The organism is Oerskovia sp. Root918, from assembly GCF_001428945.1.
In the GTDB taxonomy this organism is placed as follows: Bacteria; Actinomycetota; Actinomycetes; order Actinomycetales; family Cellulomonadaceae; genus Oerskovia; species Oerskovia enterophila.
This window is the reverse complement of the sequence record NZ_LMJG01000012.1, coordinates 49634-64621: the sequence shown is the minus strand read 5'-3', so window position 1 is coordinate 64621 and position 14988 is coordinate 49634. Positions and strand designations below refer to the sequence as shown.

17 protein-coding genes are annotated in these 14988 nt (G+C 73.5%); 8 read left to right on the top strand and 9 right to left on the bottom strand.

The window, feature by feature from the left end:
- Nucleotides 1-42 precede the first annotated feature (42 nt).
- The 4 genes from ASE27_RS09795 to ASE27_RS09780 all read right to left on the bottom strand — a co-directional run bounded on the left by ASE27_RS09795 (nt 43) and on the right by ASE27_RS09780 (nt 2114).
- A complete protein-coding gene (locus ASE27_RS09795; RefSeq protein WP_056649255.1) occupies nt 43-396 on the bottom strand; it encodes an Rv3654c family TadE-like protein in 354 nt (117 codons plus the stop codon).
- Entirely contained in the window at nt 393-710 is a 318-nt protein-coding gene (locus tag ASE27_RS09790; RefSeq protein WP_056649252.1) for a TadE family type IV pilus minor pilin, read from the bottom strand. The genes ASE27_RS09795 and ASE27_RS09790 overlap by 4 nt, the downstream gene beginning before the upstream one ends.
- Nucleotides 711-823: 113 nt before the next feature.
- Nucleotides 824-1036, bottom strand: coding sequence for a DUF4244 domain-containing protein (locus ASE27_RS09785; RefSeq protein WP_082608766.1), 213 nt, complete (start codon nt 1034-1036; stop codon nt 824-826).
- A gap of 187 nt (nt 1037-1223) precedes the next feature.
- A complete protein-coding gene (locus ASE27_RS09780; RefSeq protein WP_235535403.1) occupies nt 1224-2114 on the bottom strand; it encodes an alpha/beta fold hydrolase in 891 nt (296 codons plus the stop codon).
- Between the two features lie 252 nt (nt 2115-2366).
- Between ASE27_RS09780 and ASE27_RS09775 the strand changes: the two genes are divergently transcribed.
- The 4 genes from ASE27_RS09775 to ASE27_RS09760 all read left to right on the top strand — a co-directional run bounded on the left by ASE27_RS09775 (nt 2367) and on the right by ASE27_RS09760 (nt 5110).
- Nucleotides 2367-2762, top strand: coding sequence for a YciI family protein (locus ASE27_RS09775; RefSeq protein WP_056649246.1), 396 nt, complete (start codon nt 2367-2369; stop codon nt 2760-2762).
- 12 nt (nt 2763-2774) lie between these two features.
- On the top strand, nt 2775-3113 hold the full coding sequence (locus ASE27_RS09770; RefSeq protein ID WP_056649903.1) for a YciI family protein: 339 nt from the start codon (nt 2775-2777) through the stop codon (nt 3111-3113).
- 22 nt (nt 3114-3135) lie between these two features.
- Complete coding sequence (locus tag ASE27_RS09765) at nt 3136-4413, top strand: RNA polymerase sigma factor (RefSeq protein WP_200955928.1); 1278 nt, start codon at nt 3136-3138, stop codon at nt 4411-4413.
- Between the two features lie 451 nt (nt 4414-4864).
- Entirely contained in the window at nt 4865-5110 is a 246-nt protein-coding gene (locus ASE27_RS09760; protein ID WP_056649243.1) for a helix-turn-helix transcriptional regulator, read from the top strand.
- 179 nt (nt 5111-5289) lie between these two features.
- Here ASE27_RS09760 and ASE27_RS09755 read toward each other — a convergent pair whose 3' ends face one another.
- The 5 genes from ASE27_RS09755 to ASE27_RS09735 form a co-directional block, all read right to left on the bottom strand.
- Entirely contained in the window at nt 5290-5871 is a 582-nt protein-coding gene (locus tag ASE27_RS09755) for a type II secretion system F family protein (RefSeq protein ID WP_235535402.1), read from the bottom strand.
- The gene (locus ASE27_RS09750; RefSeq protein WP_235535401.1) at nt 5868-6557 is read right to left on the bottom strand and encodes a hypothetical protein; all 690 of its coding nucleotides are present in this window, start codon (nt 6555-6557) and stop codon (nt 5868-5870) included. The genes ASE27_RS09755 and ASE27_RS09750 overlap by 4 nt, the downstream gene beginning before the upstream one ends.
- Nucleotides 6554-7705 carry a TadA family conjugal transfer-associated ATPase gene (locus ASE27_RS09745; RefSeq protein ID WP_056649234.1) on the bottom strand — a complete coding sequence of 384 codons (1152 nt, stop codon included), beginning with the start codon at nt 7703-7705 and terminating at the stop codon, nt 6554-6556. The genes ASE27_RS09750 and ASE27_RS09745 overlap by 4 nt, the downstream gene beginning before the upstream one ends.
- On the bottom strand, nt 7702-8514 hold the full coding sequence (ssd, locus tag ASE27_RS09740) for a septum site-determining protein Ssd (RefSeq protein ID WP_082608764.1): 813 nt from the start codon (nt 8512-8514) through the stop codon (nt 7702-7704). Before ssd ends, ASE27_RS09745 begins: the two co-directional genes overlap by 4 nt.
- Before the next feature lie 188 nt (nt 8515-8702).
- The gene (locus ASE27_RS09735) at nt 8703-10337 is read right to left on the bottom strand and encodes a cyclic nucleotide-binding domain-containing thioredoxin-disulfide reductase (RefSeq protein WP_056649228.1); all 1635 of its coding nucleotides are present in this window, start codon (nt 10335-10337) and stop codon (nt 8703-8705) included.
- A 169-nt stretch (nt 10338-10506) separates the two neighbouring features.
- Between ASE27_RS09735 and ASE27_RS09730 the strand changes: the two genes are divergently transcribed.
- From ASE27_RS09730 to ASE27_RS09715, 4 genes are all read left to right on the top strand, one after another.
- Nucleotides 10507-11382, top strand: coding sequence for an HAD family phosphatase (locus ASE27_RS09730; protein ID WP_082608763.1), 876 nt, complete (start codon nt 10507-10509; stop codon nt 11380-11382).
- 453 nt (nt 11383-11835) lie between these two features.
- Complete coding sequence (locus ASE27_RS09725) at nt 11836-12150, top strand: helix-turn-helix transcriptional regulator (protein ID WP_056649225.1); 315 nt, start codon at nt 11836-11838, stop codon at nt 12148-12150.
- Nucleotides 12147-13493 carry a type II toxin-antitoxin system HipA family toxin gene (locus tag ASE27_RS09720; protein ID WP_056649223.1) on the top strand — a complete coding sequence of 449 codons (1347 nt, stop codon included), beginning with the start codon at nt 12147-12149 and terminating at the stop codon, nt 13491-13493. The genes ASE27_RS09725 and ASE27_RS09720 overlap by 4 nt, the downstream gene beginning before the upstream one ends.
- A 67-nt stretch (nt 13494-13560) precedes the next feature.
- The gene (locus ASE27_RS09715) at nt 13561-14970 is read left to right on the top strand and encodes an NAD-dependent malic enzyme (RefSeq protein ID WP_056649219.1); all 1410 of its coding nucleotides are present in this window, start codon (nt 13561-13563) and stop codon (nt 14968-14970) included.
- Nucleotides 14971-14988 lie beyond the last annotated feature (18 nt).

The following is a 14988-nucleotide window of genomic DNA, read 5'->3' as shown; positions in this document are numbered from 1 at the left end:
CAGCCGAATCACGCACTCGACGTCACCGATCGTCGGCGCCTCTCACCGCGCCGACGCCGGTCCCGCCCGTGCGGCGGCCCGCGCCGTCCCGAGCGCCCCGGCCCATCCCGTTGCCTCGCGGGTGACGTCGACCCTGACCACGCCGTCGCCCTGCTCGACGCACGCCGCGACCACGGCGCCGTTGCGCTCCGCGGTCTCGTGCGCCGTCGGGCACGCGTCCCAGCCTCCCTGGAGGGCTGTCGCCCCGGCGACGGCCGCGAGGTCCGCTGCCGTCTGAGCCTGCCCTCGCGCGCCCTGCGCGGACGACAGGGCCGCGAGCGCGAGACCCAGGACGAGCGAGACCGCGATCAGGCCGAGCGCGAGCACGGTCCCCGACCCCTGGTCGGCGGGCCTCACGGTTCGTCCCACGCGACCGCAGCCCCGCGCGCCTGGAGCGGCGAGCTCGACAGCCAACCGCCGACCACGGGCTTGGCGACCCGCACCTCGACCCACGGGTGGCCGCGGGAGACGGTCACCGTGGCGTCTGCCCCGGCCACCTGCCCGACGACGGCGCGCACCACCGCGTCGTCCTCACCGATCGCGACGGCCCGGGCAGCGGCGCGAGCGGCGTCGGCGGCCTGAAGCTGTGCGTTCGCCGCCGCGGCGAGCGTGAGGACGGCCACCAGGACGAGGACGACCGCGGGCAGCGCCAGGGCGAGCTCGGCGGTCACGGTGCCGCCCTCACGGTCCGGGGACCTCCACCCGGGCCGACGCCACGACCGCCCCCGCGTCCCCCGCTGCGACGTCGCCGCCCGCGACGCCCCCGCCCTGCCGGCCGCCACGCTCACCCGATCGACAGGGCGCGCTGGATGATGCCGAGCAGCATCTCGCGCACCTCGCCGCTCTTGAGGATCGCGATGAGCAGGCCCGCGAACCCGACGGCCGCGATGGTCGCCACCGCGTACTCGGCGGTCGCGAGACCGGCCTCCGGGTCCTCGCCGCGGACGCGGACGAGCAGCCCCGCTCCGGTCGCTCTCGCCCGATACATGGTCTTCATGGGTGCCTCCTGGCTCTCGTGACCCACCTGTCGTGGGCCGTGCCGCCCACTGTGGCGAGCCCGCGTCCCGCCCCGCTCGCACAGCAGGCGACGTTGTGGAACACGCCCCCACGAGGCGTCCTGTGCATACCCCGCATCGCCGGGGCGCCGTCGTGACCTCGCGCGGCTCGGCGGCGCCCCCTCGAAGCTAGGCCCCCTGCTGCTCCAGCCAGGTGAGGATCGCTCGGTTGGTCTCGTCCGGCAGCTCTTGCTGGATCCAGTGACCGCAGTCCAGGGTGACCACCTCGACCTGAGGGACGAACTCGGCCAGCCGCTCGGACCTCGCGACCGGGTCACGGTCGCCGTAGATCATGAGCACGGGCTGCTGGATGATCGGATCCACGTCCGCCAGCAGGCGCCAGTTGCGGTCCAGGTTCCGGTACCAGTTGATGCTGCCCGTGAAACCGGTCGACTCGAAGGCGGACACGAAGACGGCCAGCTCGCTGTCGCTCATGACGGGCTCACCGAGCGGCGTCTGCGCTCTGGCGAGGTTCGCCATCGCCATGCCGGGCTGAGGTTCGCTGGGGGGCTCGTTCTTCCGGTACAGGTTGCGAAGGAACTGGGAGGTGTTCGCATCGAGCACGGCGTCCGCGACGCCTGGCTGTCGGTTGAAGTGGACGAAGTCGAAGTCACCGCCCAGCACCTCTTCCATGACCTCGATCCAGGGCCGCTCTCCGCGCTCCTGATACGGCAGGCTCAGGTTGATCACTCCGTTGACCCGGTGCGGATGCAGCAGCGTCAGTCCCCAGACGACGAAGGCACCCCAGTCGTGACCGATGAAGGTGGCGTCGTCGTATCCGTAGTGGTCGAGCAGCGCCACCAGGTCGCCTGACAGGTGTTCGACGTCGTACGCCGTCACCTCGGCCGGACGGGACGAGCCGCCGTAGCCTCGCTGGTTCGGGACGATGACGTGGTAGCCCGCCTCGACGAGGGCGGGCACCTGGTGACGCCAGGAGTAGGCGTGCTCCGGCCAGCCGTGGCACAGCACGACGGGTCGTCCTGCGTTGTGCCGGCCGGCTTCGAAGACCTCGAGCTCCACACCGTTGACCGGGACGAGGGTCGACTCGGGGAAGTCGCTGGGGTCGGGCATCGTGGTTTCTCTCCATCGGGCACCGGGACTTGTCGATGAGTTCATGTCGCCATCGTGCGACCCGTACCGGTCAACCCGTGTCCTGTTCTCCGCGCGCCTCCCGCGGCCACCGGCGAAACTGGTCGCGAGCGGCTGTCGATTCCGTCGGTGGTCACGCGTCATCGAGATGAAGGACCAACCACCCACTCACCTGGAGGAATCATGAGCACCGAGTACGCAGTCCTCATCCACGCCCCGGAAGACGGCACGCCCGCCATGCGCCCGGACCTGGCCGAGGAGATCATGGCCCAGCACGAGGAGTTCACGCGCCGCGTCGAGGTGGAGGGCCACCGGATCTCGGGCGGTGTCGAGCTCGAGGCAGCCGGGACGGCAACCCTGGTGCGCCCGGGGGTCGGGACGACCGAGGGCCCGTTCACCGAGCTCGCCGAGCAGATCGGCGGCATCTACCTGGTCGTGAGCGACGACCTGCCGGGGCTCGTGACGATCATCGACGAGGTCTTCGCGGGCGACGGCTGCACGTACGAGATCCGCCCCACGGTGGATCACGGCGGGGCAGACGCCGCCGCCGTGACCACGCCCGCAGGGGCGGAGGCCTGAGCCGTGAAGGTCATGTTCCTGCTGTACGGGGACGAGCAGGTCTGGGCTGCTGCCTCCGCGGAGGAACGTTCGCGGTTCATGGCGCAGCACGACGAGTTCGCCGCGTTCCTCAGGAAACGCGGGAGCATCGTGGCCGCGGAGGCGCTCAGCACGGTCGCCGCGGCCACGACGGTCCGCAGCCGGGAGGGCACGGTGACCGTGACCGAGGGTCCGCTCGCCGAGCTCGCCGAGCAGCTCGGCGGCTTCTACGTCGCGGTGCTGCCGAGCATCGACACCGCGATCGAGGCCGTCGCTCTCCTGCCGCAGTACACGGTCGAGCTGCGTCCGGTCGTGGACGTGGACGACCTGTGACCTCGTCGCCGGTCGCGCGCCCGTGACGCTCGTCGACGACGCGCTCACCTCGGCGTGGCGCGAGCACTGGGCGCGGTTGCTCGCGATGCTCGTCGCGCGCTACCGCCGTCCCGACCTCGCGGAGGACGCGCTCGCGGACGCGTTCGCGGCTGCGGCGAGGACGTGGCCCGTCGACGGCGTGCCGGACTCCCCCGCCGCCTGGCTGCGCACCGCGGCCGGGCGGCGCGTGCTCGACCGCTTGCGCGCCGAGGCGGTCGCTGTCCAGAAGGAGCCGCTCATGATCGTCGAGGCGCGGTCCGCGGCGGAGGCGACGGACGGTAAACCGGGCGTGGGCGACGACGGCGCTCACCTGCCCGACGACCGGCTCCGCCTCGTCTTCTCGTGCTGCCACCCGGCGTTGTCGGTCGAGTCGCGCGCGGCGTTGACCCTGCGGTTCGTCGCGGGCCTGCCCGTGCCGGACATCGCGCGGCTCTTCCTGGTCCAGGACACGACCATGGCGGCGCGCCTGACACGGGCGAAGAAGCGCCTGGTCGCCGCGGGCATCCCGTTCGAGGTGCCGCCGCCCGAGCGCCTGGACGACCGCCTCGACGACGTCGCCTCTGTCGTCTACCTGACCTTCACCGCGGGGTACGCGCCGGGCACGGGGCCCGACGTGCTGCGGGTGGCCCTGGCCGGCGAGGCGATCCGCCTGGCGCGCCTGCTCGACGAGCTCCTGCCTGGGCGTCCCGTGGTGCGGTCGCTGCTCGCCCTCCTGGTGCTCCAGCACTCGCGTCGTGACGCGCGCGTGGCTGCGGACGGGACGCTCGTGCTGCTGACGGACCAGGACAGGTCGCGGTGGCACGGCGACGAGATCGCGTCGGGTCTCGCGCTGCTCGCCTCCGTGCCCGACGGCGTCACTGGCCTCGCGCACGAGTACCGCCTCCAGGCGTCGATCGCCGCCGCGCACGCGGTCGCGGGACGCGCAACCGACACGGACTGGGGCGGGATCGCCGACCTGTACGCCGAGCTGGAGACGGCGACGGGCTCACCCATGGTCCGGCTCGCCCGGTCGGTCGCGGTCGCGGAGTCCGAGGGGCCGACCGCCGGGCTCGCGCTGATCGACGGCTTCGAAGGGATCGACGAGTCCCTCCGGACGAACCATCGGCTGCCGGCGACCCGGGCCGAGCTGCTGGCGCGGGCGGGCCGGCCCGCCGAGGCCGTGGCGTCGTTCGAGGAGGCGATCGGCCGGTGCGGGAACGCGGCCGAGCGAGAGCATCTGACGCGGCGGCTCGCGGAGGTCCGTGAGGACTTGCTCGGCTAGCTCGTGCGGACGCACCTTGTGACCCTGTGGCCCTGTGGCCCTGTGGCCCTGTGGCCCTGTGGCCCTGTGGCCCTGTGGCCCTGTGGCCCTGTGGCCCTGTGGCCCTGTGGCCCTGTCTGTGGCCCTGTGGAAAGCCTGAGCCATGGCCTGCTGACCGGCCACCATGGATCAGTAGCGTCCGATCAGCAGCATCGCTGAACCTCGTCCGTGCGGCTGGCTGCCTCAGAGACTCCACGAGTTCAGGACATCGCGACGTGCCGTCCAGGGCGATGCACGAGCGCTCCCAGATGTTGCGACGAGCGCTGTTCGCTCAGCGAAACCATGGCCCGCTCGTCGAACACCACTCCCGATTCCCACACACCTCTGCGAGGCACACATGCTCCCCCAGCCGACCAGCCCCGCGCGTCCGACGAGCCCGACGAGCCCGCCTTGGCCCCTCGACGATCGCTCCTTGCCCGCCGCCTACGGGGTACCACTCAGCCGGGTCGCTGCCGGTGCGGTCCGGCTCGAGTCCGCACGGCGCGACATCAGCCAAGAGGACCTCGCCGAGCTGCTCGGCCGGTCACGGAGCGCGATCTCGCAGCGCTTCACGGGCAAGGTCGCGTGGTCGCTCGACGACCTCGGCGCCATCGCCGCGGCATTCGGCTGTCCCGTCGACGACCTCCTCGACGACGGCTCGCAGCGTGGGCGCCGCTGACTCCCGCGGCGTCGAGTCACCGCGCTACCAACCCCTGCCCTCTGCCCCAACCGCCACCGCCCGGCCAGACCCGCACCGCACCGCACCAGCCCACGTCGCCAGGCATCACCCCTCACTGGGCAGCGCACCAGCCCTTGCCCCCAGGCCTCGCCCATCGCTCAGCTCCTCGCCGCCAGCCCTCACCCTCCACCGAGCACCCCACCGCCCAAAGACAGCAGCACGGGCAGCAGCCCGATGAGCACGAACGCCGGCAGGAAGCACACGCCCAGCGGCAGGACCAGGTGCACCGCGAGCCTCGCAGCGGCCTGCCGTGCAGCCGCCTGCTGGTCACGCCGGAGCTGCTCGCCCGCCACGCGCAGCGACTCCCCCGGCGCGGCCCCCTGCTCCCAGGCCGGGGCCAGCGCCGCGCGCACCACGTCCAGCCGCGCCGGTGACCCGGACCAGGCCTCGGCCCATCCTGCCCCGAGCACGACCGCAGCCCCGGCACGGTGGAGGGCGACGCCGTCGGGCCCTCCGACCGCCTGCCCCACAGCCTCGAGCGCGCGCGGGACGCTCGTCCCCGCTCGGACCGCCGCCCCGAGCAGCTCGAGCAGGACACCGATCTCGACCGGTCCGCCCGTCGCCGGCTCTCGCCCCGGAGCCGTCGCGACCGCCAGGTCGCCGAGCCGAGCCCGGACCCCTGCCCGCGCGACGCACCACGGGCTCGCGGCGACCAGGAACCCGCACGACAACGCCGCCACGAGCGGCCAGTCGACGCTCACGGAGGCAACCCCGCCGCCCTGGCCCGCGCGACCAGTCGACCCGACCACCGGCGCCCCACCAGGAGCAGCACCCCGCCGGCCAGCAGACCCGCCGATCCCACCCCGCCACCGAGCGCGGTCGCCACCGGATCGACCCCGAGGACCGCGCCGAGCAGCACCCCGACGGCGGGCAGCCACAGCAGCACGCGCGCCGTCGCCTGCGGGCCCGCGAGCGACGCCTCCCGGTCGGCTCGCGCCTCGGACTCCGCGGACAGCGCCTGCGCGATCGACTCGAGGACTGCGCCGAGAGGCGCCCCCACGTCGGCCGCCAACCGGCTCGCCGCGACGACCGCCGCGACCTGCCCCGGCGCCTCGCCCGAGCCACGAGCACCCACGACTGCGAGCAGGTCGGGCGCATCGGGGACGCCCCGGGAGTCCACCCGCACGCCGGCAGCCGTCGCCCACGCGGCCCCGGGCGCGCTCCCCGAGCGCACGAGCGACGCGACGTGGGACACGAGCAGACGCACCGAGCGTCCAGCGACCGTCCGTCGCCCGAGAGCCCGCGCGACCAGCCCCGATCCCTTCCCGCCCGCCGAGGGCCCCACCCCCAGACCGTCCGTCACGTCCGCGGCGCGACGCCCCGCAGGAACGACCGCCACCCAGACCACGCCGGCGACCGTGAGCGCGACCGCGAGGTCGCCGGTCACGCCCCGCCCCACCGGTCGGCGAACGCGTCCCAGCCCTCGGTGGCGACCGGTTCCCGCACGCCGTCCCACGTCGCGACGGGCTCGACCACCAGCTCGCCCCGCGCGTCGCGCCGCACGACCCCGATCTCTGCCAGGTACCGCACCCGCCCGGACCGCCGCAGGTGCAGCACCACGTCGAGCGCCCCCGCGGCCTGGGCGGCCACGGCCTCGCGCGTCATCCCTGCCAGCGCGGCGAGAGCCTCGAGCCGCGCGGGGACGACCGACGCGGAGTTGGCGTGGATCGTGGCCAGGCCGCCGTCGTGCCCCGTGTTGAGGGCCATGAGGACCTCGCGGACCTCGGCGCCGCGGCACTCGCCCAGGACGATCCGGTCGGGGCGCATGCGCAGCGCGTTGCGGACCAGGTCCGCCAGGTCGACCGCCCCCGCGCCCTCGACGTTGGGGCGCCGCGCGGTCAGGGGGACGACGTGCGGGTGGTCGGGCACGAGCTCGCGCGCCTCCTCGACGCACACGACACGCTCGTGCCCCGGCACGAGGGACAGCAGCGCGGCGAGCAACGTCGTCTTACCGGTCCCCGTGCCTCCCGAGACCAGCATGTTGGCGCGCGCGGCCACGAGGCGCCGCAGCACCGGGGCCCACGGTGCGGGCAGCGCACCCGAGCCCACGAGCTCGTCGAGCGTGAAGGCCCGCGAGCGCAGGACGCGCAGCGAGATCACGGCTCCGGACTCGCACACGGGAGCGATCGCGGCGTGCAGCCGGGTGCCGTCGGGCAGGCGCGCGTCCACGAGCGGGCTCGCGTCGTCGAGCCGCTGACCGCCCGCGGCCGCAAGCCGGACCGCGAGCGCCCGCACCTGGGCCGCGCTCCCCAGGTGCACGGGCGCACGTTCGAGGCCCACCCCTCGGTCGACCCAGACCTCGGCAGGCGAGTTGACCAGGACGTCGGTGACCTCGGGGTCCTCGAGCAAGGGCTGGAGGGGTCCGGCCCCGTACAGCTCGGCGCGTGCGCGCCGGGTCAGGTCGCTCAGCGCGTCGCTGCCGAGCACGCGCCCCGAGCCGCGCAGCGCCGCCCGGAGCTCGGTGTCGTCGGCAGGGGCCCCGCCGACGACCCGACCACGCACCTCGGCCAGCAGACCGTCGTCGATCGGGCTCATGCCACGGCCGGGGTCCTGGCGAGCGTCCCGGCGGTGACGAGCGCGCCGAGCTCACGTCCTGCGCGCCCCAGGGGGCGCCGCGCACCGACGGGTGGGCCCTGCCCGCGGTCGACGCGCGCCGCGAGGGTCCGGTCCCACCCCACGACGCACGCGAGCGGCAGCCCGACGACGTCGCTCACCTCCCACGGGTCGAGCCGCCCGGGAGCCGGTCGCCGCGCGACGAGGCGCATCGACCGGTCGGCTCCTGAGCGGCGCGCGAGCGCGACGGCCGCGACGGCGCCCGCGACCGCCGGCAGCTCGAGCGGGGTCACGAGGAAGAGCGCGTCGCACGCCCCGACGAGCGCCGCGTGCTCGGCGTCCGCTCCCGCTCCGGCCGCCGCTCCCGTGCTCAGGTCAGCACCTCCGCCCGCTCCCGCAGCGAGCACCGCGCGCGGCAGGTCGAGGACCAGCACGTCGCACGCGTCCGCGAGGGCCGAGCACACGTCGACGACCACGCCCTGGTCGAGGACGGCCGGGTCGGCGCGGTGCGCGCTGAGCACCGGCACCGCGCACCAGGTCGGCAGCAGACCCACGAGCGCCCGGCCGTCCACCTCGCCCCGGGCGTCACGGAGGTCCGCCCAGCGCGGACCCTCCCGGTGGTCGATCCCGAGGAGCACGTCGATCCCTCCGCCCCGCGTCGCGAGGTCCACCAGGACCGGTCGCCGCCCGGCTCGCCGGAGCCCGTCCGCGAGCGCCGCGGCCAGGGTGCTCGCCCCGGCTCCACCGCACGCCCCGATGACTCCCACCACGACCGCTTCTTCCCGTCCCATGGCTCCCCCTCCCGTCGACGCGGGCGCGGAGGCGGTCGTCAGCCCGCCGGGCGGGCCGCGGCCCTCTCCGCGCCGGCCCGTCCGCACGGGCCGACCACCATCCTGGGGCGAGACGAGCGGGCGTGGGGGCTGCGCCGTCGGGCCTGTGGACGACCGCACCCGCCGCGCCCCTGTGGACGAGCCTGCCGTCAGTGCGCCAGCGCGAGGTACTGGTGCGCGTACGCGATCGCCATCCCGCCCTCGCCCACCCCCGCCGCGACGCGCTTGACCGATCCCGAGCGCACGTCGCCGATCGCGAAGACCCCCGGGGCGCTCGTCTCCAGGGCGAACGGCCGACGCTCGACGGTCCACTGCGGCGCGGCCGCGGCCTCGGCCCCGGTGAGGACGAACCCGTGCGAGTCGCGCGCGACCTCCAAGGGCAGCCAGCCCGTGACGGCGTCCGCGCCGATCATCACGAACACGACCGAGAGCGCGCGGCGGGCGCTCTCCCCCGTCCGCGCGTCGAGCACGTCGAGGGACTCGAGGCCCTCGTCGCCGTGCAGGTCGACGATCTGCGCGCGGGTCTCGACCTGGATACCGGGGTTGGCCCCGATCTGGTCGATCAGGTAGCGCGACATGCTCGCGCCGAGCGACTCCCCGCGCACGAGCATCGTGACGGACCGGGCGTGCCGCGAGAAGAAGATCGCCGCCTGCCCCGCCGAGTTCCCCGCGCCGACGATGCAGACGTCCTGCCCCTGGGCGAGCGCGGCGTCGCTGCGCGCGGCCCCGTAGTACAGCCCGTTGCCCAGGTAGCGGTCAACGGCCGGCAGGGCGAGCGTGCGCCACTCGACCCCCGTCGCGACGATCACGACCTGCGCCCCGAGCGCGTCGCCGCCGTCGAGCACGACCCGGTGCGAGCCCGGGTCGATCGACTCGACCGTGCGCGTCACGACGATCTCGGCGCCCAGCCGCTGCGCCTGGGTCAGCGCCCGGCTCGCGAGGTCGTCCCCCGAGATGCCGTAGGGGAACCCCGTGTAGTTCTCGATCCGGGTCGAGGTCCCCGCCTGCCCGCCCGGGGCCAGGCTCTCGACGACGAGCGTGCGCAGGCCCTCGGCCGCAGCGTTGACCGCCGCGGTCAGCCCCGCGGGCCCGCCGCCGAGGATCACGACGTCGTAGTCCGTCTCGGTGGGCTCCACGGCCAGGCCGACCGCGTGCGCGACCTCGCGCATCACCGGGGCGACGAGCCGCGAACCGTCGCGCAGCTCGAGGACCGGGTGGGCAGGCTCGGCCCCCGCCGGGTGCTCGGCGGGCGCCTCCAGCACGACCCGGTCGAACGGCACGTGGTTGCGCGTGAGGAACGTCGCCAGGTCCCGGACCCCCGCGTCGAGCCGGGGCCCGATCACGTGCGCCTCGGCCACGGGCTTCTCCGACGCGTGCGCCTGGAGCGCGTCGAGGTAGCTGCGCGCGAGCGTCGCGACGTGCGCGGGGACGGCCGGGGCCATGGCCGCGAGTCCGTAGAAGACGGTCGCGTCGAGCTTCATGATGCGCGTGGCCTCGGTCGCGCGGCCGCTCGCCGGGAAGCTCGTGCTGAGCGTCATGGGCACCTCGCCGAAGAACATGCCGGGGGTCCGCACCCCGATCACGCGCTCGTCCCCGTTGATCATCTTGGTGATCTCCGCACGTCCCTCGATCACGACGAAGAACGCGCGCTCGTCGCCCTCGTGCGCGAAGTACTCGCCCGGCAGGAGCCGGATGTCCTCGACCGCACCGACGAGGAACTCGAGCGGCTCCGGGGGGAGGGGCTCGAAGATCGAGATGGCGCGGAGCTCGTCGAGCATGATCATGCGTGCCTCCCACGGGGCTGGGCCACGGTCCGTCCGGGCCGAACGTACCGCGCGGGCGGCACGTCGACATCCCGTCGGGCGGCGCACCCCCGGCACGCCGCGCGGAGCCGCAGCACGACGACGATGCCGAACCGGGACATCTCGTGCGCTCGCCGGATAGGCTCACCGGGTGACCCAGCCCCAGGACTCACCGCAGACCGGTCCGCGCAGCGCGCCTCAGGCGCCTCCCCGTCCAGGTGCCGGCGAGACCCGCCCGCGCAAGGTCGCCGCGTTCTTCGACCTGGACAAGACGATCATCGCGACCTCGTCGACCGCCGCGTTCTCCAAGCCGTTCTACGCGGGCGGGCTCATCAGCCGCGGCGACGTGCTGCGCAGTGCGTACGCGCACTTCCTCTACATGGTCGGCGGCGCGGACGCGGACCAGACCGAGCGCATGCGCGCGCACCTCAGCTCGCTCGTGACGGGGTGGGACGTGCGCACGGTCTCGCAGATCGTCGAGGAGACGCTGCACGAGTACATCGACCCGGTCGTCTACGCCGAGGCCGTCGAGCTCATCGTGAGCCACCACGACCGGGGGCACGACGTCGTGATCGTCTCGGCCTCGGGCTCCGAGGTCGTCGAGCCCATCGCCGCGGTGCTCGGCGCGGACCACTACGTCGCGACGCGCATGGAGATCGTCGACGGCCGCTACACCGGCGAGATCGACTTCTACGCGTACGGCGAGAACAAGGCCCTCGCGATCCGCGAGCTGGCCGAGGCCAACGGCTACGACCTCGACGCGTCCTACGCCTACTCGGACTCGATCACGGACGCGCCCATGCTCGCGGAGGTCGGCCACGGGTTCGCGGTCAACCCCGACCGGACGCTGCGCCGCCTCGCGGGCGAGAGCGGCTGGGGCACGCTCACCTTCGTGCGCCCCGTCACGCTGCGCACCCAGCTCGCGCCGCCTCGGAGCGCGGTCGTGGTCGGCGGGGCCGTAGCGGTCGCGGTCGTGGGCTGGCTCGTGTGGCGCGCGGTGCGCAAGCGCTCGGGGCGTTCCGGGTAGCACCGCCCCGGACCTCCGGACGGCCCCGCACGCGGCCTGTTCGAACCCGCGGGGTCCCCGTTGTCCGGCTCCTCCCGGCTCGGGATCGAACACCCCGTGGAGGTTCCCCCGTTCTCCCTGCCACCCCTTGCGCGGCGCCCCGGACCGGCGTATCACTGAGGGACAACAGCATCAGGGACGGGCGGAACCCACGCGCGAGAAGTCCACGCATAGGACTGGCTGACCGGGCTCGCCCCGTTGCAGCACCTACCCTCGCAGCACGCTTGTTAACCCCCGTCCCGCTGGCGAGCACGGCGTCCCTCCGGGGGCGCCGTTCCCGTGTCCGGGCCACCATCCACACCGCGACCGGTCCGAAGGCAGACACCGAAGCGACGAGTCTCCACCCCTCCATGACCACTACAGCGCTCATTGCACTGTATAGTGGGCACTCCACTGGCCATAAGGAGAACACGCATGGCTCGCGCCTCACGCCGCACCGAACGAGACCTTCGGGCCTTCGGGGAGAACGTGCGCGGGTGGCGCAAGGTGCTCGGCCTCACCGCCGAGGCCGTCGCCGAACGGGCAGGCATCACGCGGACGACGCTTCGCAGCATCGAGACGGGAGAAGGCAGCGTCCGCCTCGAGAACGCCTTCGCCGTCCTCCGGATCCTCGGCCAAGCGGAGTCGGTCATCCTGGCGACCGACCCGCACACGTCCGAGCTCGGACGCCTTCGGGCCACGCAAGGGCTCCCCCAGCGCGTCCGATCCCGCGGGCCGGCGACTCCATGAGCACCGCGGTCTTCGTCGCCGTTCCCGACGGCCGGACGGTCCACGCGGGAGAGCTCGACCTCACCTTCAGCTCTGCGGGTGTCCTGCTCTCCTCGCGGTTCACCTACGCGGCCGCCTACCTCGCAGATCCCACCTCCTACGACCTGTGCCCGGAGATGCCTCGCGGCACGCGTGCCGTGGTCTCGGGCCCCCATCGACCTCTCCTCGGCGCGTTCGCCGACAGCCAGCCGGACACCTGGGGCCGCCGCCTGATATATGCCGCTGAGGCTCGTGAAGCCACCGAGGCGGGGCGGTCGGCACGCACCATGACCGAGCTCGACTTCCTGCTCAGCGTCCCCGACTCCTCTCGACTGGGCGCGCTCCGCCTGTCGACCGATGCCGGGCGGACGTTCGTGGCCACGACACGGACGGGCCTGCCCACGTTGGCCGACCTCGACGCCCTCACCAGTGCCGCTGCGAACGTCGAGCGACACCAGGCGAACAGGAGCGACCTCGACCTGTTGCTGGCCGCGGGCACGTCGATGGGCGGAGCACGGCCCAAGGCGACGGTGCGCGACGAGACCGGCGAGCTCTGGATGGCCAAGCTTCCCGAGCGGGACGACCGGTGGGACGTCCTCGGCTGGGAGTACGTGACCCTCCAGCTCGCGAACGCCGCTGGGATCAACACGCCGACCGCTGCCCTCAGGCGACTCTCCGCCGACCGGAGCATCATGCTGACGCGCCGGTTCGACCGGACGGAGGCCGGTCGCAGGATCGGCTATCTCAGCGCCGACAGCATCACAGAAAAAGGCCCGCACGAGACGATCGACTACACGTGGCTCGCTGAGAGCATCGCCGACCACAGCGACCGCCCTCGCCGAGACCTGGCCGAGCTGTTCCGCCGAGTCGCCTTCACTCTGCTGGTGCGCAATGTCGACGACCACATGAAGAATCATGGCGTGCTTCGCACAGCCGGTGGATGGACGCTCTCACCGCTGTTCGATGTCAACCCCCACCCCGTGCACCAGGCGATCCAGTCCACACCGCTGACGAGTTCCGACAGCGGCGTCGAGCGCGACATCCGCATGCTGGTCGACAGTGCGGACTCGTACGACCTGAGCACCGCGGACGCACGACGGATCGTCGGCGAGGTCGAACACGCGACGTCGATGTGGCGCTCCTTCGCCGCCCTGGCAGACCTCGATCTCGAAGCCGTCGAGTTCATGGCGGGCGCTTTCGAGGGCCCGAACCGTGAGCACGCACGCGCGCTCGCGGACGGTGGATCAGCTCAGCCACCGCACCAACGCCCACGCGCAGGGGGGAGAGACGAGCAGGGCCGGTTCTCCCCTGCATCCAGTTCCTGACCATCTCGTCACCGGTTCGCCCGCTCGCGCGCACCAGCACCGTGCGCCCGCCGAATACGCTGACCACATGACCTCAGCGCCGAGCGTTTCCTCGTCCATCACCGTCCGCCTCCAGGTCGAGGCCAGACCCACCGCGGTCAGCGAGCTCACGACGGCGATCGAGCAGTCGGGCGGGATCGTCTCGGCCCTGGACGTCACGGCCTCGGGCCACGAGCGCATCACGGTCGACGTCACGGTCGCGACGCGCGGCGAGTCGCACGCCGAGGAGATCGTCGCGGCGCTGCGCGCCCTGCACGGCGTGACGGTGGACCGGGTCTCGGACCGCACGTTCCTGCTGCACCTGGGCGGCAAGCTCCAGATCGAGTCCAAGGTCCCCATCCGCAACCGCGACGACCTGTCGATGATCTACACCCCGGGCGTCGCGCGGGTCTGCGAGGCCATCGCCGCGCACCCCGAGGACGCCCGACGCCTGACCATCAAGCGCAACACGATCGCGGTCGTCACGGACGGGTCGGCCGTCCTGGGCCTCGGCGACATCGGGCCGCTCGCGTCGCTGCCCGTCATGGAGGGCAAGGCCGCCCTCTTCAAGCGGTTCGCGGACATCGACGCGTTCCCCATCGCCCTGGACACGCAGGACGTCGACGAGATCGTGCGCACGGTCAAGGCCATCGCGCCGGTGTTCGCGGGCATCAACCTCGAGGACATCTCGGCGCCGCGCTGCTTCGAGATCGAGCGCCGCCTGCGCGCCGAGCTGAGTATCCCGGTGTTCCACGACGACCAGCACGGCACCGCGATCGTCGCGCTCGCGGCCCTGACGAACGCGCTCAAGGTCGTGGGCAAGGACCTGGCCGAGGTGCGGATCGTGCTGTCGGGGGCGGGGGCCGCGGGGACGGCGGTCCTCAAGCTGCTCCTGGCCGCGGGCGCGCACGACGTCGTGGTCGCCGACGTCGACGGCGTGATCCACCCCGACCGCCCGGGCCTGTCCCCCGCGCTCGCCTGGACGGCGATCAGCACCAACCCGCGCCGCGTGAGCGGCACGCTCGTCGAGGCCCTCGCCGGGGCCGACGTCTTCATCGGGGTCTCGGCCCCCGACATCCTCACGGGCGACGACATCGCGACCATGGCACCCGACTCGATCGTGTTCGCCATGGCCAACCCCACGCCCGAGGTGGACCCGGTCGACGCCGCGCAGCACGCCGCGATCGTCGGCACGGGCCGCAGCGACTTCGCCAACCAGATCAACAACGTGCTCGCGTTCCCCGGGGTGTTCCGCGGGCTGCTCGACGCGCAGTCGCACAAGATCACCGACACCATGCTGCTCGCGGCGGCACGGGCCCTCGCCTCGACGATCCACGAGGACCAGCTCAACGCGACCTACATCGTGCCGAGCGTGTTCAACCCCGAGGTCACGACGGTCGTGGCCGCCGCCGTCGAGGCCGCGGCCCGCGCGGAGGAGGCCGCCGCGTCCGCCGTCTGAGCGACGCCCGGCCCGCCG